General features: G+C 70.4%; 23 protein-coding genes and 1 pseudogene. 12 read left to right on the top strand and 12 right to left on the bottom strand.

Features of this window, described 5'->3' with window-relative positions; genetic code table 11:
• Positions 1 to 657, bottom strand: a 657-nt coding sequence (locus ADL12_RS05030; protein ID WP_208614474.1) for a PucR family transcriptional regulator ligand-binding domain-containing protein, incomplete at its 3' end; no start/stop codon positions are given.
• Between the two features lie 131 nt (positions 658 to 788).
• On the opposite strand from ADL12_RS05030, the gene ADL12_RS05025 reads away from it, so the two are divergent.
• The 3 genes from ADL12_RS05025 to ADL12_RS05015 are packed head-to-tail and all read left to right on the top strand — an operon-like array spanning position 789 to position 4993.
• Complete coding sequence (locus ADL12_RS05025; RefSeq protein ID WP_062698901.1) at positions 789 to 2249, top strand: sodium:solute symporter family protein; 1461 nt, start codon at positions 789 to 791, stop codon at positions 2247 to 2249.
• A 54-nt stretch (positions 2250 to 2303) separates the two neighbouring features.
• On the top strand, positions 2304 to 3284 hold the full coding sequence (gene speB, locus ADL12_RS05020) for an agmatinase (protein WP_062698900.1): 981 nt from the start codon (positions 2304 to 2306) through the stop codon (positions 3282 to 3284).
• Entirely contained in the window at positions 3281 to 4993 is a 1713-nt protein-coding gene (locus tag ADL12_RS05015) for a thiamine pyrophosphate-binding protein (RefSeq protein ID WP_062698895.1), read from the top strand. The genes speB and ADL12_RS05015 overlap by 4 nt, the downstream gene beginning before the upstream one ends.
• Positions 4994 to 5021: 28 nt before the next feature.
• On the opposite strand, the gene ADL12_RS05010 is transcribed toward ADL12_RS05015, so the two are convergent.
• The 3 genes from ADL12_RS05010 to ADL12_RS05000 all read right to left on the bottom strand — a co-directional run bounded on the left by ADL12_RS05010 (position 5022) and on the right by ADL12_RS05000 (position 8498).
• On the bottom strand, positions 5022 to 5255 hold the full coding sequence (locus tag ADL12_RS05010) for a hypothetical protein (RefSeq protein WP_062698893.1): 234 nt from the start codon (positions 5253 to 5255) through the stop codon (positions 5022 to 5024).
• A 118-nt stretch (positions 5256 to 5373) separates the two neighbouring features.
• Positions 5374 to 6177, bottom strand: coding sequence for an endonuclease I family protein (locus ADL12_RS05005; RefSeq protein ID WP_062698891.1), 804 nt, complete (start codon positions 6175 to 6177; stop codon positions 5374 to 5376).
• A 146-nt stretch (positions 6178 to 6323) separates the two neighbouring features.
• On the bottom strand, positions 6324 to 8498 hold the full coding sequence (locus ADL12_RS05000) for an ArnT family glycosyltransferase (RefSeq protein WP_062698890.1): 2175 nt from the start codon (positions 8496 to 8498) through the stop codon (positions 6324 to 6326).
• Between the two features lie 226 nt (positions 8499 to 8724).
• Here ADL12_RS05000 and ADL12_RS04995 point away from each other — a divergent pair, with 226 nt between their 5' ends.
• Positions 8725 to 9459, top strand: coding sequence for a DUF899 domain-containing protein (locus ADL12_RS04995; RefSeq protein WP_062698888.1), 735 nt, complete (start codon positions 8725 to 8727; stop codon positions 9457 to 9459).
• An 81-nt stretch (positions 9460 to 9540) separates the two neighbouring features.
• Here the strand turns inward: ADL12_RS04995 and ADL12_RS04990 are convergent, their stop codons facing one another.
• The 3 genes from ADL12_RS04990 to ADL12_RS04980 form a co-directional block, all read right to left on the bottom strand.
• A complete protein-coding gene (locus ADL12_RS04990; protein WP_341846337.1) occupies positions 9541 to 9780 on the bottom strand; it encodes a VOC family protein in 240 nt (79 codons plus the stop codon).
• Positions 9781 to 10211: 431 nt separating this feature from the next.
• Positions 10212 to 10427, bottom strand: coding sequence for a DUF397 domain-containing protein (locus tag ADL12_RS04985; protein WP_062698883.1), 216 nt, complete (start codon positions 10425 to 10427; stop codon positions 10212 to 10214).
• Positions 10420 to 11217, bottom strand: coding sequence for a helix-turn-helix domain-containing protein (locus ADL12_RS04980; protein WP_062698882.1), 798 nt, complete (start codon positions 11215 to 11217; stop codon positions 10420 to 10422). Before ADL12_RS04980 ends, ADL12_RS04985 begins: the two co-directional genes overlap by 8 nt.
• A gap of 162 nt (positions 11218 to 11379) precedes the next feature.
• On the opposite strand from ADL12_RS04980, the gene ADL12_RS53720 reads away from it, so the two are divergent.
• Together ADL12_RS53720 and ADL12_RS04975 are read left to right on the top strand one after the other, a co-directional pair.
• Entirely contained in the window at positions 11380 to 11589 is a 210-nt protein-coding gene (locus tag ADL12_RS53720) for a hypothetical protein (RefSeq protein ID WP_159053080.1), read from the top strand.
• On the top strand, positions 11586 to 11918 hold the full coding sequence (locus ADL12_RS04975; protein WP_062698881.1) for a hypothetical protein: 333 nt from the start codon (positions 11586 to 11588) through the stop codon (positions 11916 to 11918). The genes ADL12_RS53720 and ADL12_RS04975 overlap by 4 nt, the downstream gene beginning before the upstream one ends.
• On the opposite strand, the gene ADL12_RS04970 is transcribed toward ADL12_RS04975, so the two are convergent.
• Positions 11879 to 12370, bottom strand: a complete 492-nt coding sequence (locus tag ADL12_RS04970) for a nucleotidyltransferase domain-containing protein (RefSeq protein ID WP_208614473.1) — start codon at positions 12368 to 12370, stop codon at positions 11879 to 11881. The two genes, ADL12_RS04975 and ADL12_RS04970, sit on opposite strands and share 40 nt — an antisense overlap.
• Before the next feature lie 61 nt (positions 12371 to 12431).
• Between ADL12_RS04970 and ADL12_RS04965 the strand changes: the two genes are divergently transcribed.
• From ADL12_RS04965 to ADL12_RS04950, 4 genes are all read left to right on the top strand, one after another.
• Entirely contained in the window at positions 12432 to 13325 is an 894-nt protein-coding gene (locus ADL12_RS04965; protein ID WP_244187776.1) for a serine hydrolase, read from the top strand.
• Between the two features lie 66 nt (positions 13326 to 13391).
• On the top strand, positions 13392 to 14441 hold the full coding sequence (locus ADL12_RS04960; protein WP_062698874.1) for an esterase-like activity of phytase family protein: 1050 nt from the start codon (positions 13392 to 13394) through the stop codon (positions 14439 to 14441).
• A 138-nt stretch (positions 14442 to 14579) separates the two neighbouring features.
• Positions 14580 to 18356 (top strand): ABC transporter ATP-binding protein, encoded by a 3777-nt coding sequence (locus ADL12_RS04955; protein ID WP_079051844.1) that lies wholly within the window; start codon positions 14580 to 14582, stop codon positions 18354 to 18356.
• 94 nt (positions 18357 to 18450) lie between these two features.
• A complete protein-coding gene (locus ADL12_RS04950; RefSeq protein ID WP_062698872.1) occupies positions 18451 to 18840 on the top strand; it encodes a cupredoxin domain-containing protein in 390 nt (129 codons plus the stop codon).
• A gap of 51 nt (positions 18841 to 18891) precedes the next feature.
• On the opposite strand, the gene ADL12_RS04945 is transcribed toward ADL12_RS04950, so the two are convergent.
• Positions 18892 to 19542, bottom strand: coding sequence for a hypothetical protein (locus ADL12_RS04945; RefSeq protein WP_062698871.1), 651 nt, complete (start codon positions 19540 to 19542; stop codon positions 18892 to 18894).
• Between the two features lie 140 nt (positions 19543 to 19682).
• Positions 19683 to 21554: a glycoside hydrolase family 3 protein gene (locus tag ADL12_RS04940; protein WP_062698870.1), complete on the bottom strand. Its 1872-nt coding sequence runs from the start codon at positions 21552 to 21554 to the stop codon at positions 19683 to 19685.
• A 486-nt stretch (positions 21555 to 22040) separates the two neighbouring features.
• Between ADL12_RS04940 and aroA the strand changes: the two genes are divergently transcribed.
• Together aroA and ADL12_RS04930 are read left to right on the top strand one after the other, a co-directional pair.
• Positions 22041 to 23270 (top strand): 3-phosphoshikimate 1-carboxyvinyltransferase, encoded by a 1230-nt coding sequence (aroA, locus tag ADL12_RS04935; protein ID WP_062698868.1) that lies wholly within the window; start codon positions 22041 to 22043, stop codon positions 23268 to 23270.
• Positions 23271 to 23470: 200 nt separating this feature from the next.
• A complete protein-coding gene (locus ADL12_RS04930) occupies positions 23471 to 24052 on the top strand; it encodes an RBBP9/YdeN family alpha/beta hydrolase (RefSeq protein ID WP_062698902.1) in 582 nt (193 codons plus the stop codon).
• Here ADL12_RS04930 and ADL12_RS04925 read toward each other — a convergent pair.
• Both ADL12_RS04925 and ADL12_RS04920 read right to left on the bottom strand, forming a co-directional pair.
• Positions 24033 to 25271 carry an MFS transporter gene (locus ADL12_RS04925; RefSeq protein ID WP_062698866.1) on the bottom strand — a complete coding sequence of 413 codons (1239 nt, stop codon included), beginning with the start codon at positions 25269 to 25271 and terminating at the stop codon, positions 24033 to 24035. The genes ADL12_RS04930 and ADL12_RS04925 overlap by 20 nt on opposite strands.
• Positions 25272 to 25454: 183 nt before the next feature.
• Positions 25455 to 25651 (bottom strand): annotated as a pseudogene (locus ADL12_RS04920) (sugar phosphate isomerase/epimerase); the annotation flags it as partial.

The raw sequence follows: 25651 nt of genomic DNA, 5'->3' as shown, positions 1-25651 counted from the left end.
CCCCAGTGCCGCCCGCACCGCGTCGCCCGGCGCCCCCCGCCCCGCCTCCCCGATCACGGCCCCTTCCGGCCCGTACAGCACCGCCCAGCCCCCCACCCTCTGAGCCAGCTGCCGCAGTACCGCCCGGACCGGATCCGGGCGCGAGGCCGCTGCCGCCAGGCTCTGCTGGGCCTCCGTCACGCGGCGCAGTTCGGCGTGCCGGGCCTGGGCCATGAGCTGCCAGACCGCGCGGGCCACGCCCGAGAAGGTCGTCCGGGGCGGGACCTCCAGGAGCGGGAGGCCGTACAGGTCGCACGCCGCCACCAGGGCGCGCGGCACCGTGTCGTGCACGGGGGCGAGGCCGAAGCCGAGCGCCGCGCCGCCCGCCGCCACGATCCTCGACACGTAGTCGTCGAAGTACGTCCCCGAACCCGCCGCCTCCGGGATGTGCACCCCCGCCGTCAGCAGCAGCTCGCCGCCCAGCAGATACGGATACGGATCGGCCATTTCCGAGGTGTGCGCCCAGTGGATGACCGTGCCTGTGCCTGTGCCTGCTCCCGTGTCCGTGTCCGTGTCCGCGTCCGTCGGGCCGGCGATCTGGCGCAGGCCCAGGTCCTCGCGGGCCAGGAGCGCCGAGAGCGGTACCGGCGGGGTGGGCGGAACGGCTGGGTCCGGCATGTGGATGTTTCCTCCAGTAGCGCAACCTCAGATGGATGAAACGTACACTTCGCAGTCGCTTTCCGGCCACCTAGTGTCGACGTCTGTCACCCCCCCCGGCGACTCAGCGCGTTCGATTGAGGGAGATCCACGTGGCCGTCGACTACACAGTCATCGTCGTCTATCTGGCCGGCATGCTGGTCATGGGCTGGTGGGGCATGCGCCGCGCCAGGTCCAAGAGCGAGTTCCTGGTGGCCGGGCGCCGGCTCGGGCCGGCCATGTACTCCGGCACCATGGCCGCGATCGTCCTCGGCGGCGCGTCCACCATCGGCGGCGTGGGACTCGGCTACCAGTACGGGCTCTCCGGTGCCTGGATGGTGTTCACCATCGGCCTCGGGCTCCTCGCGCTCTCCGTCTTCTTCTCCGCCCGCATCGCCCGCCTGAAGGTATACACCGTCTCCGAGATGCTCGACCTGCGCTACGGCGGCCGGGCCGGCGTCATCTCCGGCGTCGTCATGTGGGCGTACACCCTCATGCTCGCGGTCACGTCGACCATCGCGTACGCCACGATCTTCGACGTCCTGTTCGACATGAACCGGACGGTCGCGATCGTCCTCGGCGGCTCGATCGTCGTCGCCTACTCGACGCTCGGCGGCATGTGGTCGATCACCCTGACCGACATGGTGCAGTTCGTGGTGAAGACGGTCGGGGTGCTGCTGCTCCTGCTTCCCATCGCCGTCGTCAAGGCGGGCGGGTTCAGCGAGATGAAGGCGCAGCTGCCGACCGAGTACTTCGACCCGCTCGGCATCGGCGGCGAGACGATCTTCACGTACGTCCTGATCTACACCTTCGGCATGCTCATCGGGCAGGACATCTGGCAGCGCGTGTTCACCGCGCGCAGCGACAGGACCGCCAAGTGGGGCGGCACCGTCGCCGGTACGTACTGCCTCGTCTACGCCCTCGCCGGCGCCGTCATCGGTACGGCGGCCAAGGTGCTGTACCCGAAGCTGGGCAGCGCGGACGACGCCTTCGCGACCATCGTGAAGGACGAACTGCCGGTCGGAGTACGGGGGTTGGTGCTCGCCGCCGCCCTCGCCGCCGTGATGTCCACCTCCTCCGGTGCGCTCATCGCCTGCGCGACCGTCGCCAACAACGACATCTGGTCGCGGCTGCGGGGAGTCGTACGGCCGTCGGAGGAGCAGCACGACGAGGTGAAGGGCAACCGCGCCTTCATCCTCCTCATGGGCCTGGCCGTCATCGGTACGGCGATCGCGCTGAACAACGTCGTCGAGGCGCTGACCGTCGCCTACAACCTCCTCGTCGGCGGGCTGCTCGTGCCGATCCTGGGCGGACTGCTGTGGCGGCGCGGGACGGTGCAGGGCGCGCTGGCCTCGGTCGTGGTCGGCGGCGTGACGGTGAGCGTCCTGATGGCGACCCACGGCATCCTCGCCAACGAACCCGTCTACTACGGCCTGCTGTCTTCCCTCGCCGCCTACGTCGCCGTCTCCTTGATGACGAGGCCGACCGAGGCGGCCGTACTCGCCGCCTGGCATGAGCGTCTCGCCGGGCGAGATCCCGAACTCGTGTCCGAAGCAGTGTCGACTCCCCAGTAGAGTCACCTGCAGATGTACATACGCGACGAAGCGTAGGAAAGAAGGCATTTCACGATGACTGGCAACGAGACGCCCCGCGGCCCCGTCGACTCCTCCCGCATCCCCCGGTACGCCGGACCCGCGACCTTCGCCCGGCTGCCACGGCTCGACGAGGTCGGCCGCGCCGACGTGGCCGTGGTCGGCGTGCCGTTCGACTCGGGCGTCTCGTACCGGCCGGGCGCCCGCTTCGGCGGCAACGCGATCCGCGAGGCCTCCCGGCTGCTGCGCCCGTACAACCCGGCGCAGGACGCCTCCCCCTTCGCCCTCGCCCAGGTCGCGGACGGCGGCGACATCGCGGTGAACCCCTTCAACATCAACGAGGCCGTGGAGACCGTCGAGGCCGCCGCCGACGACCTGCTGGACACCGGCGCCCGCCTGATGACCCTGGGCGGCGACCACACCATCGCGCTGCCGCTGCTGCGCTCGGTGGCGAAGAAGCACGGCCCGGTCGCCCTGCTCCACTTCGACGCCCACCTCGACACCTGGGACACGTACTTCGGCGCCGAGTACACCCACGGCACCCCGTTCCGCCGTGCCGTCGAGGAGGGCATCCTCGACACCGAGGCGCTCTCCCACGTCGGCATCCGCGGCCCGCTCTACGGCAAGCAGGACCTGACCGACGACGAGAAGATGGGCTTCGGCATCGTCACGTCGGCGGACGTCTACCGGCGCGGTGCCGACGAGGTCGCCGACCAGCTGCGTCAGCGCATCGGCGACCGGCCCCTCTACATCTCCATCGACATCGACTGCCTCGACCCGGCCCACGCGCCCGGCACGGGGACGCCGGAGGCGGGCGGCATGACGTCGCGCGAGCTGCTGGAGATCCTGCGGGGCCTGGCGTCCTGCAACCTGGTCTCGGCGGACGTCGTCGAGGTGGCCCCCGCGTACGATCACGCGGAGATCACGTCGGTGGCCGCGTCCCACACGGCGTACGAACTGACCACGATCATGTCCCGCCAGATCGCGGCGGCCCGGAAGGACTCGGAAGCGAAGTGACTCACGACCACGACCTGGTACTCCGCCCGACGGAGGCGCAGATCGCCGCTGCACTGAACCCTCCGGCCGGCCGCAACGGCGGAGACCTGGTCGTGGAGACGCTGGCCGGGCTCGGCGCGACGACGGTCTTCGGGCTGCCCGGCCAGCACGCGCTGGGCATGTTCGACGCGCTACGCCGCTCCGACCTGCGGTACATCGGCCTGCGGGTGGAGAACAATGCCGGGTTCGCGGCGGACGCGTACGGCCGGATCACGGGCGAGGCGGCGCCGCTGCTGCTGTCGACGGGCCCGGGGGCGCTGACCTCGCTGGCGGCGCTCCAGGAGGCGGCGGCGGCGTCGGCCCCCGTCTTGGCGATCAGCAGCCAGATCCCGACAGCGGGGCTGGGCGGTGGGAGGCACGGGTACTTGCACGAACTCCCGGACCAGGCGGCCTCGTTCCGCGGCGTGGTGAAGTCGGTCCACACGGTCCGCACCCAGTCCCAGATCCCCTCCGCGATCGAGGCGGCCTGGAAGTCGGCGCTGACCGCCCCGCACGGCCCGGTGTGGGTGGAGATCCCGCAGGACGTGCTGCTCGCCGAGACGTCGATCCCGGTGGTGACGGGCGGTGACGCCTTCCCCGAGGAGCTGCCGCCACGCCCCGAACTGACCGCGGTGGCAGCCGACCTGCTGTCGAAGGCGGCCCGTCCGGCGATCATCGCGGGCGGGGGAGTGGTACGGGCGGACGCCTCGGGCAAGCTGAAGCAGCTGGCGGAGCGGCTCCAGGCACCGGTCGTCACGACCCCCGGCGGCAAGGGCGCGTTCCCCTGGAAGCACCCGTTGTCCTTGCAGTCCTGGATCGAGGATCGTCACACGACGGACTTCCTGGAGGACGCGGACGTACTCCTCGTCGTCGGCTCGGGCCTCGGCGAACTCTCCTCGAACTACCACACGTTCAAGCCGCGAGGCCGGGTCATCCAGATCGAGGCCGACCTCGGCAAGCTGGAGTCCAACCACCCGGCGCTCGGCATCCACGCGGATGCGCGTCTGGCGTTGCAGGCGCTGCTGGAGACGGTGACGGAGCGGGACACGGAGCGGGACACGGAGCGGGAGGATCCGTCGGCGCCGGAGCGCGTCCGCGAGGTCCTCGCGAAGGTCGCCGACCGCATCGCCGCCCAGGAACTCACCCTGGAACAGGGGGTGTTGGCGTCCGTACGCCGTGCCCTGCCAGCCGACTCCCCGTCCTTCTGGGACATGACGATCCTCGCGTACTGGGCCTGGTCGGCCTTCGACGCCAAGGGCCCCAACCGCCTGCACTCCGCCCAGGGTGCCGGTGGCCTCGGCTACGGCTTCCCGGCGGCGCTGGGCGCGGCGGTCGCGGACCCGACGCGGCCGGTGCTGGCGGTGTCCGGCGACGGCGGGGCGTTGTACTCGATCGCGGAGCTGGCCACGGCCCGGCAGTACGACCTGAACGTCACGTGGCTCATCGTCGACGACGGCGGCTACGGCATCCTGCGCGAGTACATGACGGACGCGTTCGGCGAGGCGACGGCGACGGAGCTGACGCGGCCGGACTATGTGGCGCTGGCCGAGTCCTTCGGCGTCTCCGGGATCCGTACGACCCCGGAGACACTGGAGGCCGACCTGGCGAAGGCGCTTCAGGCCCCTGGCCCGTCGGTGGTCGTCCTCCCGGCGGTGCTGCGGATGTTCGCGCCGACGCACCTCACGATGTGATGCCCAAGCGGGACTTTGCGCACACGGCCTAGTCGCGCATGTCGTCGTGGTCTCGGTTGTTGCAGGCGTCGTACAACGCGGCGCCCGTCCACGGTGCGGCTACCGGGACGAGCGCGACCGCCTGCCTGCAGAGATTGGCGGTGGAGAAGTCCCGGTAGCCCGCGATGTTGATGCGGCCCCGGTTGCCGTCGTCGGCGTGGGCCGGGGTGGCGAGTAGGAGGCCTGCCATGGTGAGCGCGGCGAGCGCGCTGATCTTCTTCATAGCCGGGTCAACGGTATCGGATCAGCGCAGGTCACTCCGCTGCACAGGTGGTGACCGAGCGCGCCGAGGGCCGACGGGGCCCCTGGCGCGCCACGGCGACTGAGCAGGGCCTGGTCGCCTACCAGATCGCCTCGACCCACTCCGGGTGGTCGATGAACGGGTTGCGGTTGCGCTGGTAGGTGTCGTAGATGACCTGGTTGCGGCGCTCCTCGAAGGCGTCCGGCGGGTCCTGGTCGTTCCACTGCTTCAGGACGGAGAGGCGGCCGTGGTACGGGGAACTGCCGTTGGTGACCGCGTCGTTGGGTTCCAGGTCGGCGAAGGCGTCGTCGCCCTCGTAGCGGACGGCCATGTAGAGGATCATGCGAGCCACGTCGCCCTTGACGGCGCTGCGGGGCTCGAAGGAGTTGGAGTCGGTGAGGCTCCCGCCTGAGTTGGTGAAGCTGCTACCGCCCCAGTCGAAGTCCTTGTTGCCGCGGATCGAGTTGACCTGCACGTCCTCGGGGCGGATGTGGTGGAGGTCTGTGCCGGGGCCGGCGGAGGTGCCGAAGTCGCCGTGCGACTGGGCCCACACGTGCTCGCGGTTCCAGTCGCCGACGTCGCCGCCATTGAGGGACTTGCTGCGGGAGATGCCCGAGTACAGCAGCTTTACGTTGTTGCTGTTGTTCGGGTCCTGGTCCGTGACCTTCAGCGCCTCCCAGAGCGCCGAGTACGACAGCTTCGTCTGGGGGCTGATGATCGTGTGCAGGGACGACTTGAGGCTGGTGCCGGTCTTGCCGATCGCGTTCTTGTAATACGTCGAGTCGTACGCGGTCGTGGTGGCGGCGGCCGGGGTGGCGGTCACCGCCGGGGCGGTGAGGCCGACCAGGACGGCGGCGGTGGTCAGTGCCACTGACTTCCAGCTGCGTATGCGTGTCGCCGGCATGTGGGGTGTCCCATCTACGCGGGTTGAATGGAGGCGGCAGATGGGAGAGTGGCATGGGCATGCAGTGGTGTCGAGGGCTGTTGCGTGTCTTTTAGGTGACGTGAAACGGCAAATCAACCCTTGTCTACGCGAGTTGACGCGCCGGCTCAGCTCACGTCGGACGGGTCCAGGCGGTAGATGGAGGACGTCGAGGACGTCGAGGACGTCGAGGACGTCGTGGACTGGGAATCGGAGGACTGCGAGGACTGCGACGTGCTGCTGTACTCGTTCTCCTTCACCGCCGTCCCGTTTTTCTGCACCCACTCGGCGACCTCGGTGCTGAGGCTGTTGCCGCCGCCGGGGCCGCCGCCCATGCCGCCGCCACCGATCTGGATGTAGTGCAACTCGCCCTTCGTCACCAGCTCCTTGAACTTGGCCAGGGTCATCGCCTTGTCGGAGCCGGACCAGCCCCACATGGAGATGACGGGCTCACCGCTGCTGAGGATCAGCTGGGCCGCGCTCTGCGAACTGGACACCGCCAGCAGCCACTTGGCGCCGTCCTGGTGCTTCTTGAGGTACGTGATGAGCTCGCTGCTCGCGCCGCCGCCCATGCCGCCCGGCATCCGGCCGCCGTTGGCGGTGCCCGTTCCGCCCGGGGCCGTACCGCCGGGAGCCGTACCGCGGTTGGCGGTGCCGCTCGGCGGCGTACCACCCATCTCGCCGGTGCCGCCGGGGGCCTGGCTGTTCTGGCCGCCCTGCTGCGTGCCCCCAGGCATCTGACCGCCACCGAAGCCGCCCCGGCCGCCGCCACCGCCCCCACCGGGACCGCCGCCGAAGCCGCTCCCCGTCGAAGGCCCGGCCGTCGGGTTCGTACCGCCCATGCCGCCGCCCGAACCGGACGGCACCGACCAGGCGTACGCCGCCGGACCCGCCACCGCAGCGACGATCGCCGCCGTCACGGAGGCCACCAGCAGCCGCAGCCGGTTCCCGGACGCGGACCGGAAGACGAGCAGCCCCACGATCGCCAGCGCCATGACGACGGCGATCGTCGGCCACAGCCAGCTGTTCCAGCCGGAGGCCCGCCGAAGGAGTACGACCGCCCAGACGGTCGTGACCGCCAGTCCCGCCGGCAGCACCCACGCCCACCGCTTGTCGGCGCGGAACGCGCGCAGCAGCATCACGCCGCCGCCTCCGCACAGCGCCGCGATGCCGGGGGCGAGCGCGGTCGTGTAGTACGGGTGCATCGTGCCCTCGGCCATGGCGAAGGTCAGGTAGTGAAGGGCCGTCCAGCCGCCCCAGAGCAGTAGCGCGGCACGGGTGAGGTCGGTACGCGGGGCGCGCCCGCACAGGACGAGACCGCCGACGCACGCGACGGCCGCGAAGGGGATCAGCCAGGAGATTTGGCCGCCGAGGATGTCGTTGAACAGACGCCCGATCCCGGCGGTCCCGGAGAAGCCGCCGCCCCCGCCTCCTCCGCCACCGCTGCTTCCGCCGTTGCCCTCGCCGCCGAGGATCCGGCCCAGGCCGTTGTAGCCCATGATCAGGTCCCAGGCCGTGCCGTCCGTCGAACCACCGATGTACGGGCGTTCGTCGGCGGGCACGAGCGACACCGCCGCCGCCCACCAGAGGCTGGAGACGGCCAGCGCGACGCCCGCGATGAGCAGGTTGACGATCCGCTTCACGAGCTTCGGCTTCGCAGCGTAGAGGTAGACCGCGAAGACGGCGGGCAGCGCGATGTAGCCCTGGAGCATCTTCGTGTTGAACGCGAGGCCGAAGCACACCGCGGAGCCGGCCAGCGGCCCCAACTTGCCGTTGTGGACGGCCCGCAGGGCGAGTGCCGCGCCGCCGGCCATCAGGAACACCAGCAGTGTGTCGGGGTTGTTGTCACGGTTGATGGCGACCGTGATCGGCGTCAGGGCCAGCACCAGCGCGGCGACCGTCGCCGCGCCGTGGCCCCACACCCGCTTCACCGAGGCGTGCACGATCCAGATCGTCGCCAGCGCGACCAGGATCATCGGCAGCATCATCTGCCAGGTGCCGTAGCCGAAGATCCGGCACGACAGGCCCATCACCATCAGGGCGAACGGAGGCTTGTCGACGGTGAGGAAGTTCCCCGCGTCCAACGAGCCGAAGAACCACGCCTTCCAGCTCTGCGTGCCGCTCATTACGGCCGCGCTGTAGAAGCTGTTGAGGCTGGAGCCGGAAAGGTTCCAGGAGTACAGCACCGCCGCCAGGATCAGGATCGCGATCAGCGCGGGGAGCGACCAGCGGGGCGCGGTGTCCTGGGGCGGTGGTTCGGGAGTCACTGTCGTGTGGGGGTGTGTATCGGTCGCAGAGGTCACGGCCGCATCGTGCAAATCAGGGGTGGGTGCGCGCTGTGTCGTACCTGGCTGCGGCCTGTGAATACGCAAAGGAGTCAGCAAAAGGAGTCCGCAGAGGAGTCGGCGTAGGAGCCCGCATACGAGCCCGCAAAGAGATTTCCGTGCCGCGCGCGTACGGTGGACGTATGGCCGGTCGGGTCCGATCTGCTCCCGTATCCCATCTGCTCCCGTGGAGGAGGGAAAGGCCATGCCCGAGCACAGGGTCGGCACACAGGAACAGTTCGAGGCGGCCCGGGCGGAGCTGCTCGTGGAGGAGAAGGAGCTCACCCGTCGCGGCGACGAGCTCGCGCGCAAGCGGAGGGAGCTTCCCTGGGTGCCGGTCGAGAAGGAATACCGCTTCGAGACCGAGGACGGGCCCAGGACGCTCGCGGACCTCTTCGACGGGCGCTCACAGCTGCTCGTCTACCACTTCATGTTCGGCCCGCCCTACGAGGCGGGATGCCCGGTCTGCTCCTCGATCGCGGACACCCTCGACCCCCAGGTGGTCCACCTCAAGGCCCGCGACGTGACGCTGGTCTGCTCCTCACGGGCCCCGCTCGACAAGCTCCTCGCGTACCGGGACCGGATGGGCTGGAGCTTCGACTGGGTCTCCTCGGGCGGCAGCGCCTTCCATCGCGACCTCGGCTTCCAGTTCACCGAGGAGGAGCTGCGACCGTTCCTGGAGGGCGACATCCCGCCGACCGTGCGCCAGATGGCGGAGGCCTCCGGCACGGACGTGCGCGGCTACGTCACCGAGGGCCCCGGGCTGAGCGCCTACGCGCTGTCGGACGGCACCGTGTTCCGGACGTACGGCACCACCGCGCGTGGCCTCGAGCCCGCCATGGCCTACTACGGCCTCCTCGACCGGGCGCCGCTGGGCCGCCACGAGGACGGCGAGCAGATGTTCTGGCTGCGGCGCCATGACGAGTACGAGAAGGGTTGAGAACGAAGGGTTGAGAACGAAGGGTTGAGAACCGAGTTCGCCGCCCCTGGCCGCCGGGGCGGTTTCTCGTCGTGTGTGGGGTCAGGACTGGGGGTTGCGGCACAGGCAGAACGGATGCCCGGCCGGGTCGGTGCAGACCTGCCGGCCGTAGCCGGACTCGCCGACGAAGCTCTCCTGGAAGATGGCGCCCAGCTCGATCACCCGGCGGTGCTCGGGCTCGAACTCGTCCACCTCGAAGTCGAGGTGGAACTGCTGCGGATGCTCCTGGCCCGGCCAGCTGGGCCGCTGGTAGTTCTCCACCCGCTGGAACGACAGCTCCACACCGTCGTTGCGCAGGTTGACCCAGGTCCTGGGTACTGATGTCGGTGTTGATCTCCCAGCCCAGCAGCTTGGCGTAGAACTCGGCCGGCTTCCAGGGGTCGGGGCAGTCGAGGATATGACATCGGTGAACGTCAGCATCCGATCATCTAAAACGCGCCGCAGGACGCCCGCGACGGGCTGAGGGCGGGGCCTGGACCGCTCACGACTTCCGGGGCGACTCCGGGACCAGGGTGCACGACTACTCGATGCCGGCCAGGGCTGGCAAGCCGGATCACCGGGCCCGGTCGGCCCGTGGGCCTGAGGTGACCGCAGCGCAGGGCGGATACCAGCTCAAGAGTCCGAACTCCTGGTGGTTCCGAGATGGCGGCGGCGGAAGGTGTGCGAGGCGTGCGCACGAAAAGATAGCTGGTGACTCTGACGTCGTCGCCGGCTCAGGGCCGTGATTCCTTGATGGTTGCGACGAACGCCGACCAGTTGGCGGCGGAGAAGACCAGTGCCGGGCCGTGGGGGACCTTGGAGTCGCGGACGGGGACGCCGGAGGGGTGGTTGTCGAGGACTTCGAGGCAGCTGCCGGCGTTGTTATCGCTGTGCGACGACTTGCGCCAGCCGCTCAGCGTGGCAGCGTTCTGGACGGTGCGCTCAGTCATGGTGCTCGTACTCCTTCGCAGTGGCTTTCAGCAGGGCCAGTGACTCCTTCAGCGGCATGGCGTCGCTCAGGGCCAGAGAGTAGCGATGCTGCAACTTCTGGACCATGGACGGGGAATCGTGCAACCGCCCCATGTACCCGCCCTCGGTGTATGCCAGCGGCGGTTGGTCCTCGAACCACATCAGCGTGAGCATGCTGTGCGCCAGCGGATGATGGCCCACGTCAAACGGCAGCACATGCACGCGGATACGTCCAGTCTCCGCAAGGTGGACGACGTGCATGATCTGCTCCGCCATGACATCCCCGGTGGCCACGGGGCGTCGCAACACCGTCTCGTCCAACAGCGCCCACACTGCGGGCGTCAGGGGATCTTCGAGGATCTTCGCGCGCTCAAGGCGTGTGACAACGCGCCTGTCACATTCCTCTTCACTCACCGGAGGGAAGACCGACCCCAGAACCGCACGCGCGTACCTTTTCGTCTGGAGGATGCCCGGGAAGTACGCCAGAGCGAACTCGCGGATCACCGCTGCCTGTTGTTCGAGTACGCGCACCTTCTCGAAGTACTCGGCGATCGATTCCTCGTCGTCCTGCGGCAGAAAGCTGCTCAGCACATCCCCCGTACCCAGGGCCTTGTCCAGCCGCCGAGCGTCCTCCTTCGATGGCACCCGCCGTCCCGCCTCGATATGCGCGATGTGCGAACGCGTCATGAACGCCCGGTCGGCCAGCTCCTCCTGCGTCAGCCCCGCCGCCTCGCGCTGCTGCCGGAGCCAGTCACCGTACGTGTTTCCCATGGCCAACTCCCTTGTGACGAATGCTTTGTCACACCCGACCCCCTGGCGAGGCTAGCCCGATCCGTCTCAGTCTGTGAGTTGATCGCTACAGAACGCGATACCCCCGCGACCGTCCGACCGGTCCGGGGGCGTGGTCATCAACAATCTCTAGGAGCCGACGACATGACTCACCGTATCGCCCATCTCTTCGCGTCGCTGCTACGTCGTCTGCGCCGTCCGGTCCGGAATGCGAGCCGTGCTGTCGTCAACGGGCCGACCGTCCATCACACCGGTGTCCACACGCCGAAGGAGACGGTCCCTCCGGCTGCCGTACTCGGGATCGGCGTCGGGTCCTGCGGCATCCCCGCGGCGTGCATGGTGGTCACTCGATGAATGACGTACGCCTGCTTCCCTGGGCTGGGGAAGGCGGCAAGCCGTGCTACCTCGACACCGACGGAACCGGCTGCCTCTCGCGCATGGCCGACACCATCGAACGCGTACAGCTCGGGATGGCCGGCGACCTTCTGGAACACGCGGCCGACATACTCGCCGACCGTCGGGCGACGCCCGCACAGCTCCGGTTCCTGCTCGCCCGGATGAACGAGGCGCTGACCGATGTCTGTCGTATCGCGGAGAGCCGGGGCGCGCGACTTCCCGAATCTGACTGCGAAGAGTCCGGCGGTCAGAAGTGGGTGGCCACTCCGAACACCCGCCGCAGCTGAGCCATGTCGTGCCGATCGCGGTCCGACGGTTCGTACCCCTGATGGAAGTAGACCTGCTGCTCGGCGGACAGGCACGGGACCGGCGTCCCGCCGATCTCGCCCGTCACGAAGGCCGACGCGGGGTAGCGGAAAGGCCGCGACGGCTCCAGTGACGCCTGCGCCGCGGAGCCGTCCCCGGCGAAGACCAGCGGGTGCAGATCGATCTCCCGGCCGTCCGGTGCCGTGACCACGAAGCGGACCGGCCGCCAGTCCAGGGTCTCCGTGAAACCCGCGTCGGCCAGGACCCTCACCACCGCGGCCTCCTGCTCCTGGCGGTGCATCAGGTCCAAGTCGCGATGGTCGCGGGTCTGCTCGCCAAGCAGGGCGTCGATGCCCCAGCCGCCGCCGATCCAGATGTCGACCCCCGCCTTGCGCAGCAGGGTCAGGACGGTCAACACGTCGTCAGCTGTCATCACTCTCACAACCTCTCACGCGCGTACAACCTTTCCCGCGGCCTCGCGAGTCAACAGGGGCATGACTCACGGGACATCGAACGAGAAGTCGAACGAGAAGTCGAGAGACGTATCCAGGCGTGCGAGAGCGCTCGTCGCGGCAGGCGTGGGTGTCGGCGTGCTCATACCGTGCATCGCGGCCGCCACCCCCGCCGCCGCGGCGACCGCGCCCACCGTCAGCTGTACGTCCGCCAAGGCCGGCCTCGCCGACAAGCTGAAGAGGGACATCACTGCAGCCCTGGCCAACCGCACGGGGACCATCGCGGTCGGCCTCTACGACCGTTCCACCAAGACCACCTGTGCACTCAGGGCCTCCAGCGCCTACGACTCCGCCAGCGTCGTCAAGGTCACCGTCCTCGCCACGCTGCTGTGGGACGCGAAGAAGCACAACCGGTTCCTCACCGACCGTGAGGCTTCCCTCGCCAAGGCCATGATCACCAAGTCGGACAACGCGGCGACCAGCACGCTCTGGAGGCAGCTCGGCCTGACGAAGATCAAGGGCTTCCTCACCGCGGCCGGCATGACCCAGACCAAGCCCGGCGCGAACGGCTACTGGGGCCTGACCCAGATCACCGTCACCGACGAGCAGAAGCTGCTCAAGCTCATCACCGCCAAGAACACGGTGCTCAGCGACAACGCCCGCGCCTACATCCTGAAGCTGATGGGTCAGGTGATCTCCTCGCAGCGCTGGGGGACGCCGTACGGAGTGCCGTCCGGTGTCTCCGTGGCCGTCAAGAACGGCTGGCTGTCACGGTCCACCCATGGCTGGCGGGTGCACAGCGTCGGCGCGTTCAAGGGCGGTGGCCACGACTACATGATCACGGTCCTCACGCACGGCAACAGCACGATGAACTACGGCATCGCGACCATCCAGGGTGTCGCCAAGGTCATCCACAGGGACCTGGCGGCGAGCTGATCTTTCGAGCTGACCCTTAACGCGGCGGCCTACCTCGCGTCACCCACCCGTCCTACGGTGACCCCCATGCGCCTGAGAACCGTACTTGCCACCGTCACCGCGGGCCTGGCGGCCGCCACCTGCCTGACCGCCGCCGGCCCGGCGAACGCCCACGCCGACTCGCAGGCCGGCCACGACAGCCACGACAGCCACGCCTGTTCGTCCTCCGTCTCCATCGACCGCTTCTCCGACGCGCTCGACAAGACGACGTACGACGGCACCTTCGTCGGCAACTTCTCCGCGCTCGCGGTGGATGGCGACGGTTCGCTCGCTGCCGTGTCCGACCGCTCCTCCCTCTTCAGCCTGGACGGCAGGACGCTCGCGCCGAAAGCGGTCGTCCCGCTCGCCGACGAGAGCGGAGCCGCCCTCGACTCCGAGGGCCTGGTCGTCGACCGGGACGGCACCCGGCTGATCTCCTCCGAGACCGAGCCCTCCGTCCGCCGCTACTCCCGCGACGGCAAGATCCTCGACCGCCTGCCCGTGCCGGACGAGCTGTTGGTCGCCCCTGCGGGCCGCGCCGTCTCCAACGGCACCTTCGAGGGCCTGACCCTGCTCCCCGGCGGCCGCACCCTGCTGGCGTCCATGGAGTACGCGCTGAACGGCGACAGCGCCGGCATCGTCCGCTTCCCGACCTGGCAGCGGACCAAGGACGGACATTTCGAGCTCGGCCGCCAGTACGCCTACCGCACCGACACCGGCCTCGGCGTCCCCGAGGTCCAGGCGACCCCCGACGGCCGCCTCCTCGTCCTGGAGCGCGGCTTCACCTCCGGCGTCGGCAACACGGTCCGCCTCTACCTGGCCGACCCGCGCCGCGCGACGGACACGAGCGGTATCGAGAGTCTTACGGGGCAGGACGATGTACGCCTGATCAAGAAGACGCTCCTCGCCGACCTCGTGAACTGCCCGTCACTGGGAGCGACCGCCAAGCAGCCCCAGCCGAATCCGCTGCTCGACAACATCGAGGGCATGGCGATCACGGGGTACTCGAAGGGGCGCCTGAAGGTGCTGCTGGTCAGCGACGACAACCAGAACGCGGTGCAGACGACGCGGTTCTACCACCTGCGGGTACGTGTCTGAATCCAGCCCGTGAGTAGTCCCCGAGTAGTCCCCGAGCAGTCTCCGAGCCGTCCCCCGAGTATTGCGGTGGGATGAAATCCGCCTCGTCCCGCGTTGGTGCCTTCCGGTAGATCAGGACAAAAAACGGAGGGCACCGGCGTGAGAACGCAACGGGGATGGGCACGGCGACTGTGGGGATACGCCTGGCGCTACCCCAAGGACGTGATCCTCGCTCTCGGCTCCTCGCTCGCCGGTATGGCCGTCATGGCGATCGTCCCGCTGATCACCAAGGTGATCATCGACGACGTGATCGGCGAGCACACCCGCGACATGGCCGTCTGGGCGGGCCTGCTCATCGGCGCCGCCCTCGCCGTCTACGCCCTCACCTACATCCGCCGCTACTACGGCGGCCGCCTCGCCCTCGACGTCCAGCACGATCTGCGGACGGAGATGTTCGGGACGATCACCCGGCTCGACGGGCGGCGGCAGGACGAGCTGTCCACGGGGCAGGTCGTCGGGCGGGCCACCAGCGACCTCCAGCTGATCCAGGGCCTGCTGTTCATGCTCCCGATGACCATCGGGAACTTCGCGCTGTTCCTGATATCCCTGGTCGTCATGGCGTGGCTGTCGCTGCCGCTCACGCTCGTGGCCCTCGCGGTCGCCCCCGCCCTGTGGTGGATCGCGGGGCGCAGCCGTACCAAGCTGCACCCGGCCACCTGGTACGCCCAGGCCCAGGCCGCCGCCGTCGCGGGCGTGGTCGACGGCGCCGTCAGCGGCGTACGCGTGGTGAAGGGGTTCGGGCAGGAGGAGCAGGAGACCGGGAAGCTCAGGGAGGTCAGCCGGCGGCTCTTCGCGGGGCGACTGCGCACCATCCGGTTCAACTCGAAGTACACCCCGGCGCTCCAGGCGGTTCCGGCGCTCGGGCAGGTCGCCATGCTCGCGGTCGGCGGCTGGCTGGCGGTGCGCGGACACATCACGCTCGGTACGTTCGTCGCGTTCTCCACGTACCTCGCCCAGCTCGTCGGCCCGGTCCGAATGCTCGCCTTGGTCCTCACGGTCGCGCAGCAGGCCCGCGCGGGTACCGAGCGTGTCCTGGAGCTGATCGACACCGAGCCGTCGATCAAGGAGGGCACCAAGACCCTCCCCGCCGACGCCCCGGCCACCGTCGAGTTCGACGACGTCTCCTTCGGCTACGACGGCCCCTCCGGCACGACCGCACCCGTCCTCGACGGGCTCAGCTTCGAGATCCGCCCCGGTGAGACCCTCGCCGTCGTCGGCTCCTCCGGCTCCGGCAAGTCCACGGTCTCCCTCCTCCTGCCGCGCTTCTACGACGTCACGCGCGGTGCTGTCCTCGTCGGCGGCCACGACGTCCGTGAGCTGACCTTCGACTCGCTGCGGGCCGCGATCGGGCTGGTGCCCGAGGACTCCTTCCTCTTCTCGGACACCGTGCGCAACAACATCGCGTACGGCCGCCCGGACGCGACCGACGAGGAGATCCACAAAGCCGCCCGCGCCGCCCAGGCGGACCGTTTCATCGCAGAGCTCCCCGAGGGCTACGACACCAAGGTCGGCGAGCACGGCCTCACCCTCTCCGGCGGCCAGCGCCAGCGCGTCGCGCTCGCCCGGGCGATCCTCACCGACCCCCGGCTCCTCGTCCTGGACGACGCGACCTCGGCGGTGGACGCGCGCGTCGAGCACGAGATCCACGAGGCGCTGAAGCACGTCATGGAGGGCCGGACGACCCTCCTCATCGCCCACCGCCGGTCCACCCTCAACCTCGCCGACCGCATCGCCGTCCTCGACGCCGGCCGCCTCGCCGACATCGGCACCCACGAGGAGCTGCAGGAACGGTCCGCCCTCTACCGCCGCCTGCTCACCGACCCCGACGAGCTCGGCGGCGTCTCACCCGGCCACGCCCAGCCCGCCTGCCCCCGGGAGGACACCTCCGTACGGGACGAGCTGGACGCCGAGTTCGACGCCGAGCGCGGAGTGACCCCCCGTCTGTGGACCGGCGACCGCGAGCGCAAGGACCTGGCGCTGACGGAGTCCCCGGCCACGCCCGAGCTCCTCGCCCAGGTCGAGGCGTTGCCGCCGACGGCCGACACCCCCGACATCGACGAGGCCCGTGCGGTCCGGCCGGAGGAGTCGTACGGCCTGAAACGGCTGCTACGAGGTTTCGGGCTCCCCCTGCTGATCAGCCTCGGCCTCGTCGCCGTGGACGCCGGCATGGGACTGCTGCTCCCGGTCCTGATCCGGCACGGCATCGACTCGGGCGTCACGCAGGTCGCCGTCGGCGCGGTCTGGGCGGCCTCCCTGCTCGCCCTGCTCACCGTGATCGCCCAGTGGGCGGCGCAGGTCGGCGAGACGCGGATGACCGGACGCACCGGTGAGCGTGTCCTGTACTCCCTGCGCCTGAAGATCTTCGCTCAGCTCCAGCGGCTCGGACTCGACTACTACGAGCGCGAGTTGACCGGCCGGATCATGACGCGGATGACGACGGACGTCGACGCGCTGTCGACCTTCCTGCAGACGGGTCTGGTCACCGCATTCGTCTCCGTCGTCACCTTCTTCGGCATCATGGTCGCCCTGCTGGTGCTCGACCTTCAGCTCGCGCTCGTCGTCTTCGCGACGCTGCCGCCGCTGATCGTCGCGACGTACTTCTTCCGCCGGGCGAGCGTGAAGGCGTACGAACTCGCCCGGGAGCGCGTGTCGTTGGTCAACGCCGACCTGCAGGAGTCGGTGTCCGGGCTGCGGATCGTGCAGGCCTTCCGGCGCGAGCGGGACGGCGGCGCGCGGTTCGCCGAGCGCAGCGACAGCTATCGCCAGGCCCGTATCCGGGGCCAGTGGCTGATCTCGATCTACTTCCCCTTCGTGCAGTTCCTGTCGTCGGCGGCCGCGGCGGCGGTGCTGATCGTGGGCGGCGCCCGGATCGACGCCACGACGCTGACGACCGGCGCGCTGGTGGCGTACCTGCTCTACATCGACCTGTTCTTCGCCCCGGTCCAGCAGCTCTCCCAGGTCTTCGACGGCTACCAGCAGGCCACCGTCTCGCTCGGCCGCATCCAGGAGCTGCTCCAGGAGCCGACGTCGACGAAGGCGGCGAAGGAGCCGCTGGAGGTGCTGTCGCTGCGGGGCGAGGTCGCCTTCGAGGACGTGCACTTCAAGTACGGGGGCGCCGATGAGGCGGAGGAGGCTCTCGGCGGGATCGACCTCCGCATCCCCGCCGGGCAGACGGTCGCCTTCGTCGGCGAGACCGGCGCGGGCAAGTCGACCCTCGTCAAGCTGGTGGCCCGCTTCTACGACCCGACAGGGGGCCGGGTCACGGCCGACGGCACGGATCTCCGCTCCCTGGACCTCACGTCGTACCGGCACCGACTCGGCGTCGTGCCGCAGGAGGCCTACCTCTTCCAGGGCACCGTCCGCGACGCCATCGCCTACGGCCGCCCGGACGCGACGGACGCCGAGGTCGAGGCCGCGGCCCGGGCGGTGGGCGCCCACGAGATGATCGCGACCCTCGACGGCGGCTACCTCCACGAGGTCGCCGAGCGCGGCCGCAACCTCTCCGCCGGGCAACGCCAGCTCATCGCCCTCGCCCGCGCCGAGCTGGTCGACCCCGACATCCTGCTCCTCGACGAGGCGACGGCCGCGCTGGACCTGGCCACGGAGGCCCAGGTCAACCAGGCCACGGACCGCCTCGCGGGCCGCCGTACGGCCCACCCGTCGCCCGACCACCACCCCTCAACGAGCGCTGACGCGCGCACCACCTTGATTGTGGCCCACCGCCTGACCACGGCCGCCCGCGCGGACCGGGTCGTGGTGATGGATCACGGGCGGGTCGCCGAGGACGGCACGCACGAGGAGCTGCTGGCGCGGGGCGGGCGGTATGCGCAGTTGTGGCGGGCGTTCGTAGGGGAGGCCGAGGCCGCTGCGGCGTGACGGCGCCGTCGTGGCCGGTCGTGCAACCATCCGGCATACGCCGTGCGTCCGTACACCAGTACGCTCATTGCCGGTGTGCGGGGAGGACAACACTGTGGACAAAGGTGCGATACGCCGACGACTGGCGGTCGGCCTGGCGTTGCTGACCGCGTCCGGACTGCTCGCGGTCGCGGCCCCGGCCCAGGCGCAGGCCGCCCCCACGCGCTGCGAGGGGCGCAAGGTCAAGACGTACCCGTTCTCCACCGGCACGCTGTACGTCTACAAGCGGGGCGGCTACGTCTGCGCCATCACCAAGTCCAAGGACCCCGGCCGCAAGCAGTGGATGATGGTCAGCGTGCAGGCCCGCCGCGCCAACCCGGTCGTCGACGAGTGGTACTACAGCCACCATGCGGGCCCGGTGACGGTGCACGCCGGGCAGCGGTGTGTGTGGGTGAAGGGGCGGGTGGGCCGAGGGTCGGTGAGCAAGGGCTGGATTCTGTGCTGACCGCCGCCGGCTGATCGCTTCCTCATCCTCGACCGGCCCCGAGGGCGGCGCTCACACCGGCCGCGCGCACCCCACCGGCTTCTCGCCGCCCAGCTGGACGTACAGGGCCGTCGACAGGGGGCAGTCGGCCCGTTTGCCGACGGACTTGCTCACCTTGTACTGCGGCTTCTGCTGCCCCTTGCCGTCGCACGACGTCTCGCGGACCTGGCCGTCGCCGGAGCTGTAGACGCAGTCGCCGACGATCGTGCGGGGGCCGCCTCCGCCGCCCGGGTCGCCGGGGTGGGGCGGGGCCAGGTTGCGCATGCAGGAGTAGCCCTGGGGGATCGCGCCGTCGCCGTCCTCGTCGGAGGTGCGGCTCTGTTCGCTGATGTGCAGGACGAAGTCCGTGGTCCCGGGACACAGCGGTCCGTCGCCCACCTTGCCGTCGTGCCGCGCCACGACCCGCGCCGCCGCCCGTTCACTGGTGCAGGACACCTCGGTGAAGCTCGTCGTCCCGAAGGAACTGCACTCGTCGACGCCGAGGAACACCACGCCGTATCCGGCGGGCCGGGTCGGTGGTGTCACCTGTTGCTCGCTCGCGGTCCTGTCGAGCCGACCGTCCCCTTCCTCCCCGGCCCCCGACGGACTCTGACACCCCGTCAACAGCGTGATGAGCAGCACCAGCAACGCACAGGCCACCCCCACGGCACTTCTCCCACGCATCGCACTCCCCCCGGTACCCCCGACCAGCGTGGCCCGCGACCACGGGCGCACGCCAGAGATGTGGGGTCCTTTGCGTCGGTTAGGGGTGAGTGGGGTCGGTATATCGCGTACGGGTACTACGTACAAAGTGCTACGGGCCGCTAGCTGCTCCCGTACGTCAGCCCGTGCCCGATCGGATACAACACCCGCGTCGCATCGTCCGCCCGCTGCACCGGCACCGGCAGCTTCCCGCGCGGTGCCACCCGCCCGGCGATCACCCGTGCGGCCGCCCGCAGTTCGACGTCGGTCCAGGAGTACGAGGCCAAGTAGGCGGGGACGGCGGGCAGATGGGCCACGTCGTACGGGTTGCGGACCGCGACCGCCACGACCGGCTTCCCTGTCGCGAGGAGCTGCTCGACCAGCGTCTTCTGTGTGCTGCTCGCCGTGACGTTGTACGTCCCGACCACCACCGCGTCCGCCGCCTGCGCCGCTTCGACGGCCCGGGCGATGGTGCCGGCGGAGGGTGTCGTACCCGTGGACAGGGCGGTCGCCGTGAAGCCCAGCTCGGTGAGGGCGGTGGCGAGCACGCCGGTCGGCGGTCCCGTCGTGCCGGACGGGGAGGCCGGGTCGGCGCCGACGACGAGGACCTTGGGGTGGGTGCTGCGGGACAGTGGGAGCAGTGGGCCCTCGTTCACCAGCAGGGTCGTCGTCCGCTCGGCGATGCGGTCGGCGGTCGCCAGGTGGGAGGCGGTGCCGACGTTCCGGTCGACCCCGCCCTGGCTGACGTACGGCTCCTCGAAGAGTCGCAGCTTCGCCTTCAGCCGCAGGATCCGCAGGATCGACTCGTCGAGCCGCGCCTCGGTCAACTCGCCGTCCTGGACGGCCTTGAGGACCGCGTTCCAGGCGATGTCGAGGGACGGCGGGTTGAGGAGCTGGTCCACGCCCGCCTTGAGCGCGAGGACGGGGACGCGGTCGTCGCCGTACTTCGTCCGCACGCCCTCCATGCCGAGCGAGTCGGTGACAACCACCCCGTCGTAGCCCAGTTCCTCGCGCAGGATGCCGGTGAGGATCGGGCGGGAGAGGGTGGCCGGGTCGCCGGAGTCGTCGAGGGCCGGGACCATGATGTGCGCGGTCATGATGGAGTCGATGCCGGCGCGGACGGCGGCCCGGAACGGCGGTGCGTCCAGCCGGTCCCACTGCTCACGGGTGTGCGTGATGACCGGGAAGCCGTAGTGGCTGTCGACGGCGGTGTCGCCGTGCCCGGGGAAGTGCTTGGCGGTGGCCGCGACTTGCCGGTCGCTTCGGGAGCGCTGGTATCCGGCCACCTCGGCGGCGACCATGCCGGCCACCGCGGCCGGGTCGGCGCCGAAGGAGCGGACGCCGATGACCGGGTTGGCGGGGTTGACGTTCACGTCGGCCACGGGGGAGTAGTTCTGCCGGATCCCGAGCGCTTTGAGTTCCTGCCCGGCGATACGGCCGAGGGTGCGGGCGTCGGCGCGCGAGCCGCCGGCGCCGATGGCCATGGCGCCCGGGAAGAGGGTGGCGGGCTCGCCGACGCGGCAGACGATGCCGTGCTCCTGGTCGGTGGAGACGAGGACGGGCAGGCCGCGTGGCTGGGTGAGCGACGCCTTCTGGATGCCGTTGGACAGGTCGGCGATCTGATGCGGACTGCGGGTGTTGTGCGCCCAGGTGAAGTAGATGATGCCGCCCACGCGGTACCTGGCGATCAGCTCGGCGGCCGTCCGGACGCCGATCTCCTTGAGGTTGGCGTCGATGTCGGCCTGGTCGGGGGCGGTCGCGGAGTGGCCGTAGACCCGCATGACGAAGAGCTGGCCGACCTTCTCCGGCAGGGTCATCCGGGCGATGAGGGCGCGGAGCTTCTTGTCGTCCGGGGCGCCGGCGTGGGCGGTGCCGCCGACGGCCAGGGCGGTGGTGAGGCCGGCGGTGGCCGCGAGGACCGTACGTCTGGAAGGTGTTGCGGTGTTTCCCGTGGTTCCCCTGCTCCGTCTGCTTCCCGTGCTGGTGTCGGGCACGTGCGCTCCTTTCGGAGGTGGTGCGCTGAAGGAAACTTCCGAGAAGTCACCAATAACCGGGAAGTTTCTGCCAGTCAAGGGAGTGCACCGTAACCAAAGAGGGGCCGCCATCGGCGCAGTTGGAGGGGGGCGCGCCGATGACGGCGTGCTGCCGGCCGCGGTACGGCGGAGAGGGTGGTCAGCGATCGCAGCCAGCAGCGAGGGCCGACACCGCACCACGGTGACTCTCCGACAGCGTGCCGGTTGGACGGGCGGGGGTGGGGCTGGGTTCCCGGGGACGGCCGGGATCCGCGAAGTTGGTAAGCCCGGGTTCCGCGGGTTGCACGTGACGTGTGGGCAGCGGGCGAGAGGCCGGGTGGGCGACGGGCGGGAGGCCGGTTGGGCAGCGGGTGAGAGGCCGGTTCGGTATGGGGGGCGAGGGCCCGGCGCGGGTCCATCCCGTGGACGCCGTGGCGCCGGAGCCGACACCCGGGCGATCATGAGGGCATGCCCGCAGTCGACATCCCCGGTTCCAAGTCCATCACCGCCCGTGCCCTGTTCCTGGCGGCCGCGGCCGACGGTGTCACCACCCTCCTGCGCCCCCTCCGTTCGGACGACACGGAGGGCTTCGCCGAGGGGCTGGTACGGCTCGGCTACCGGGTCGGCCGGACCCCGGACACCTGGCAGGTCGACGGCCGCCCGCAGGGCCCCGCGGTCGTGGAGGCGGACGTCTACTGCCGCGACGGCGCGACGACGGCCCGCTTCCTGCCCACGCTGGCCGCCGCCGGCCACGGCACGTACCGCTTCGACGCCTCGCCCCAGATGCGCCGCCGCCCCCTGCTCCCCCTCACCCGGGCCCTGCGCGACCTGGGGGTCGACCTGCGGCACGCGGAGCAGGAGGGCCACCACCCGCTGACGGTGACGGCGGCCGGCGTCGAGGGCGGGGAGGTGACGCTGGACGCGGGGCAGTCGTCGCAGTACCTGACGGCGCTGTTGCTGCTGGGGCCGCTGACCCGCAAGGGCCTGCGCATCACCGTCACCGACCTCGTCTCGGTGCCGTACGTCGAGATCACGATCGCGATGATGCGGGCGTTCGGGGTGGAGGTGCGGCGCGAGGTGGACGTCTTCGTGGTCCCGCCGGGCGGCTACCGCGCGACGACGTACGCGGTGGAGCCCGACGCGTCGACCGCGAGCTACTTCTTCGCGGCGGCGGCCGTCACGGGCGGCGAGGTGACGGTTCCGGGTCTGGGCGAGGGGGCGCTCCAGGGCGACCTGGGCTTCGTCGACGTACTGCGGCGGATGGGCGCCGAGGTGTCGGTCGGCGCGGAGTCGACGACGGTCCGGGGGACCGGTGAACTGCGGGGCGTCACCGTCAACATGCGGGACATCTCCGACACCATGCCGACCCTCGCGGCCATCGCGCCCTTCGCCTCCGGGCCGGTGCGGATCGAGGACGTGGCGAACACGCGGGTGAAGGAGTGCGACCGGCTGGAGGCGTGCGCGGAGAACCTGCGGCGGCTGGGGGTCGAGGTGACGACAGGGCCCGACTGGATCGAGATCCACCCGGGTACGCCCGCGGGAACGCAGGTCAAGTCCTACGGCGACCACCGCATCGTGATGTCCTTCTCGGTGACCGGTCTTCGAACGCCCGGTATTTCGTTCGACGACCCCGGGTGCGTACGGAAGACTTTCCCGGGTTTCCACGAGGAGTTCGGGGCGCTGCGCGCGCGGTTGTGACGGGGGGCGAGGGCATACCATCCCTGGCCCGCAACGGTCACGCTCCACGCCGGTCCGTACATTTCAGCCCGTCTGGGGGCGGCAGCCCCCAGGAGAGCGGGGTCGAAGGGGCGGAGCCTCTTCAGGATGGGACGGGTAGGGGCGGCGGGGGCGAAAGACCCACTGGACCGGTGCATCGCTGATCGGAAACCATGGACGTCATGACCGCCTACCTCATCCTCCACGGCTGGCAGAACCACCGCCCCGAGGACCACTGGCAGCACTGGCTCGCCGACCGTCTCACCGACCTCGGCCACCAGGTCGTCTACCCGCAGCTGCCCGACCCCGACGACCCCGAACTCGAGGTCTGGCTGAAGGAGTTGACCCGGCATCTCGGCGGACTCGACGCCGGGTCGGAGCGGGTCGTGGTCGCGCACAGTCTGTCCGTCGTGCTGTGGCTGCACGCCGTCGCGCGCGGGCTGCCGGGGCTCGACGCCGTGGACCGGGTGCTGCTCGTCGCCCCGCCGTCCGGCGCCGTGCTCGCACGCTACCCGGAAGTGGCCGGATTCGCCCCGCCACCCCTGGAGTTCACCCTCCCCGGCCCCACCCGCCTGGTCGCCGGTGACGACGACCCGTACTGCGAGGAGGGCGCCGACACCCTCTACGGTCACCCCCTCGCCCTCCCGACCGACATCCTCCCCGGCGCCGCCCACCTCGACCTGGACGCCGGTTACGGCCCCTGGCCCGCCGTACTGGGGTGGTGCCTGGACCCCACCGCGCCGCTCACGCCTCGTCCGCAGTAGCCGCCCCGTCCCGCAACTGAGGCGTGCTGGCACCGACGTAGGCCACCGCCAGCACGCACAGCAGCCCACCCGTGACCAGGGCGGTCGCGCCGGACGACCAGCCCGCGACCAGGCCGCCGCGCAGATTGCCGAGGTGCGGACCCGCCTGGCCGACGATCTGCTCGGCGGCCGTCACCCGGCCGAGCAGGGCGTCCGGGGTACGGGTCTGGACGATCGTGGTGCGCGAGACGACCGACAGGGCATCCGCGGCACCCGCCACCACCAGCAGCCCGAGCCCCACCCACGGGCTGGTCGTCAGGCCGAACAACGCCAGCGCGGCGCCCCACGTCGCCGCCCCGCACAGCATCACCAGGCCGGGGCGGCCCAGGCGGGTGACCGAACCCGACAGGGCCGTCGCCGTGACACCGCCCACCGCGACGGCCGACAGGAACAGGCCGAGGGTGCGCGGGTCGTCGTCGAAGCGTTCGGCGTTGATCAGGGGGAAGAGGCTGACCGGCATGGACAGGACCGTGGCGGCGAGGTCGGTGATGAGCGCGCCGCGCACCACCCGGTTGCCGGCCAGGAACCGCAGGCCGTCCAGGACGCCGTGCAGCCCGGCCCGCGCCGGCTCCCCCTCGGGCGGCAGCGCGGGCAGGCCGAAGGCGCCGTAGAAGGCGAGGCCGAAGCTCAGGGCGTCCAGCAGATAGCAGACGCCGATGCCGAACCAGCCGAGGAACAGCCCGCCCAGTGCCGGGCCGAGCAGCATCATCGCCTGGCCGGTGACCTGGTTGAGGGCCAGCCCGGCCGCCACCTGCTCCTTGGGCAGCAGCCGCGGCACGAACACGCCCGCCGCCGGGCCGCCGACCGCGCCGAAGCAGGAGCCGGCCGCCACCAGGGCGAGGATCCCGGCCACCGGCACCCCTCCGGTGAAGCCCTGCACCGCGAGGAGCAGCACACAGACCGCCTGCCCGACGGTGGCGACCAGGAAGATCCGCCGCCGATCACCCCGGTCCACCCACGACCCGGCGAACAGGCCCACACCCACCATGGGCAGCGCCTGCGCGAGACCGACCGCACCGCTCCAGACCGCGCTGTGCGTCAGGTCCCAGACCTGGTACATGACCGTCACCATGGTCATGAAGCTGCCGAGCACGGACACCGTCCGCCCGATCAGCAGCCGCCGGAAGACGGGCGAGGTGCGCAGCGGCCGCACGTCGATCAACGTACGGGCGAGGCTCATGAGGGCATGACGGGGCGCGGGGCGGTGGGTTCGGGCACGAGGGGGGACGCTATACGGCGGTCCTCGCGCCGGGCCACCGAATTACGGGCGCGGGGCCCAGGGGGACTCGATTACGTGTGCCGTGCCTGGGTGCACTCGATACGGGTGCCGGGCCTGGGCGGACTCGCCTTACAGGCGCGGGTCCTACGCCGACTCGTTCAGCAGCCACGACAGATGCTCGCGGCCCGCGTCCAGCAGTCCGTCCAGCGGTGCGGCATCCTCGTACCACCGCTTCTCGTAAACCCAGCACAGCCAGCCGTCCCAGCCGTGCCGGGAGAGCACCTCCACGCACTCGGCGAGCGGCAGCACCCCGGTGCCGAGCGGCAGCGGGGTCGTGTCGT

This window comes from Streptomyces regalis (genome assembly GCF_001509475.1).
Lineage (GTDB): Bacteria > Actinomycetota > Actinomycetes > Streptomycetales > Streptomycetaceae > Streptomyces > Streptomyces regalis.
Note: the sequence above shows the minus strand (reverse complement) of the source record. Positions and strands in the feature narration are given on the sequence as shown.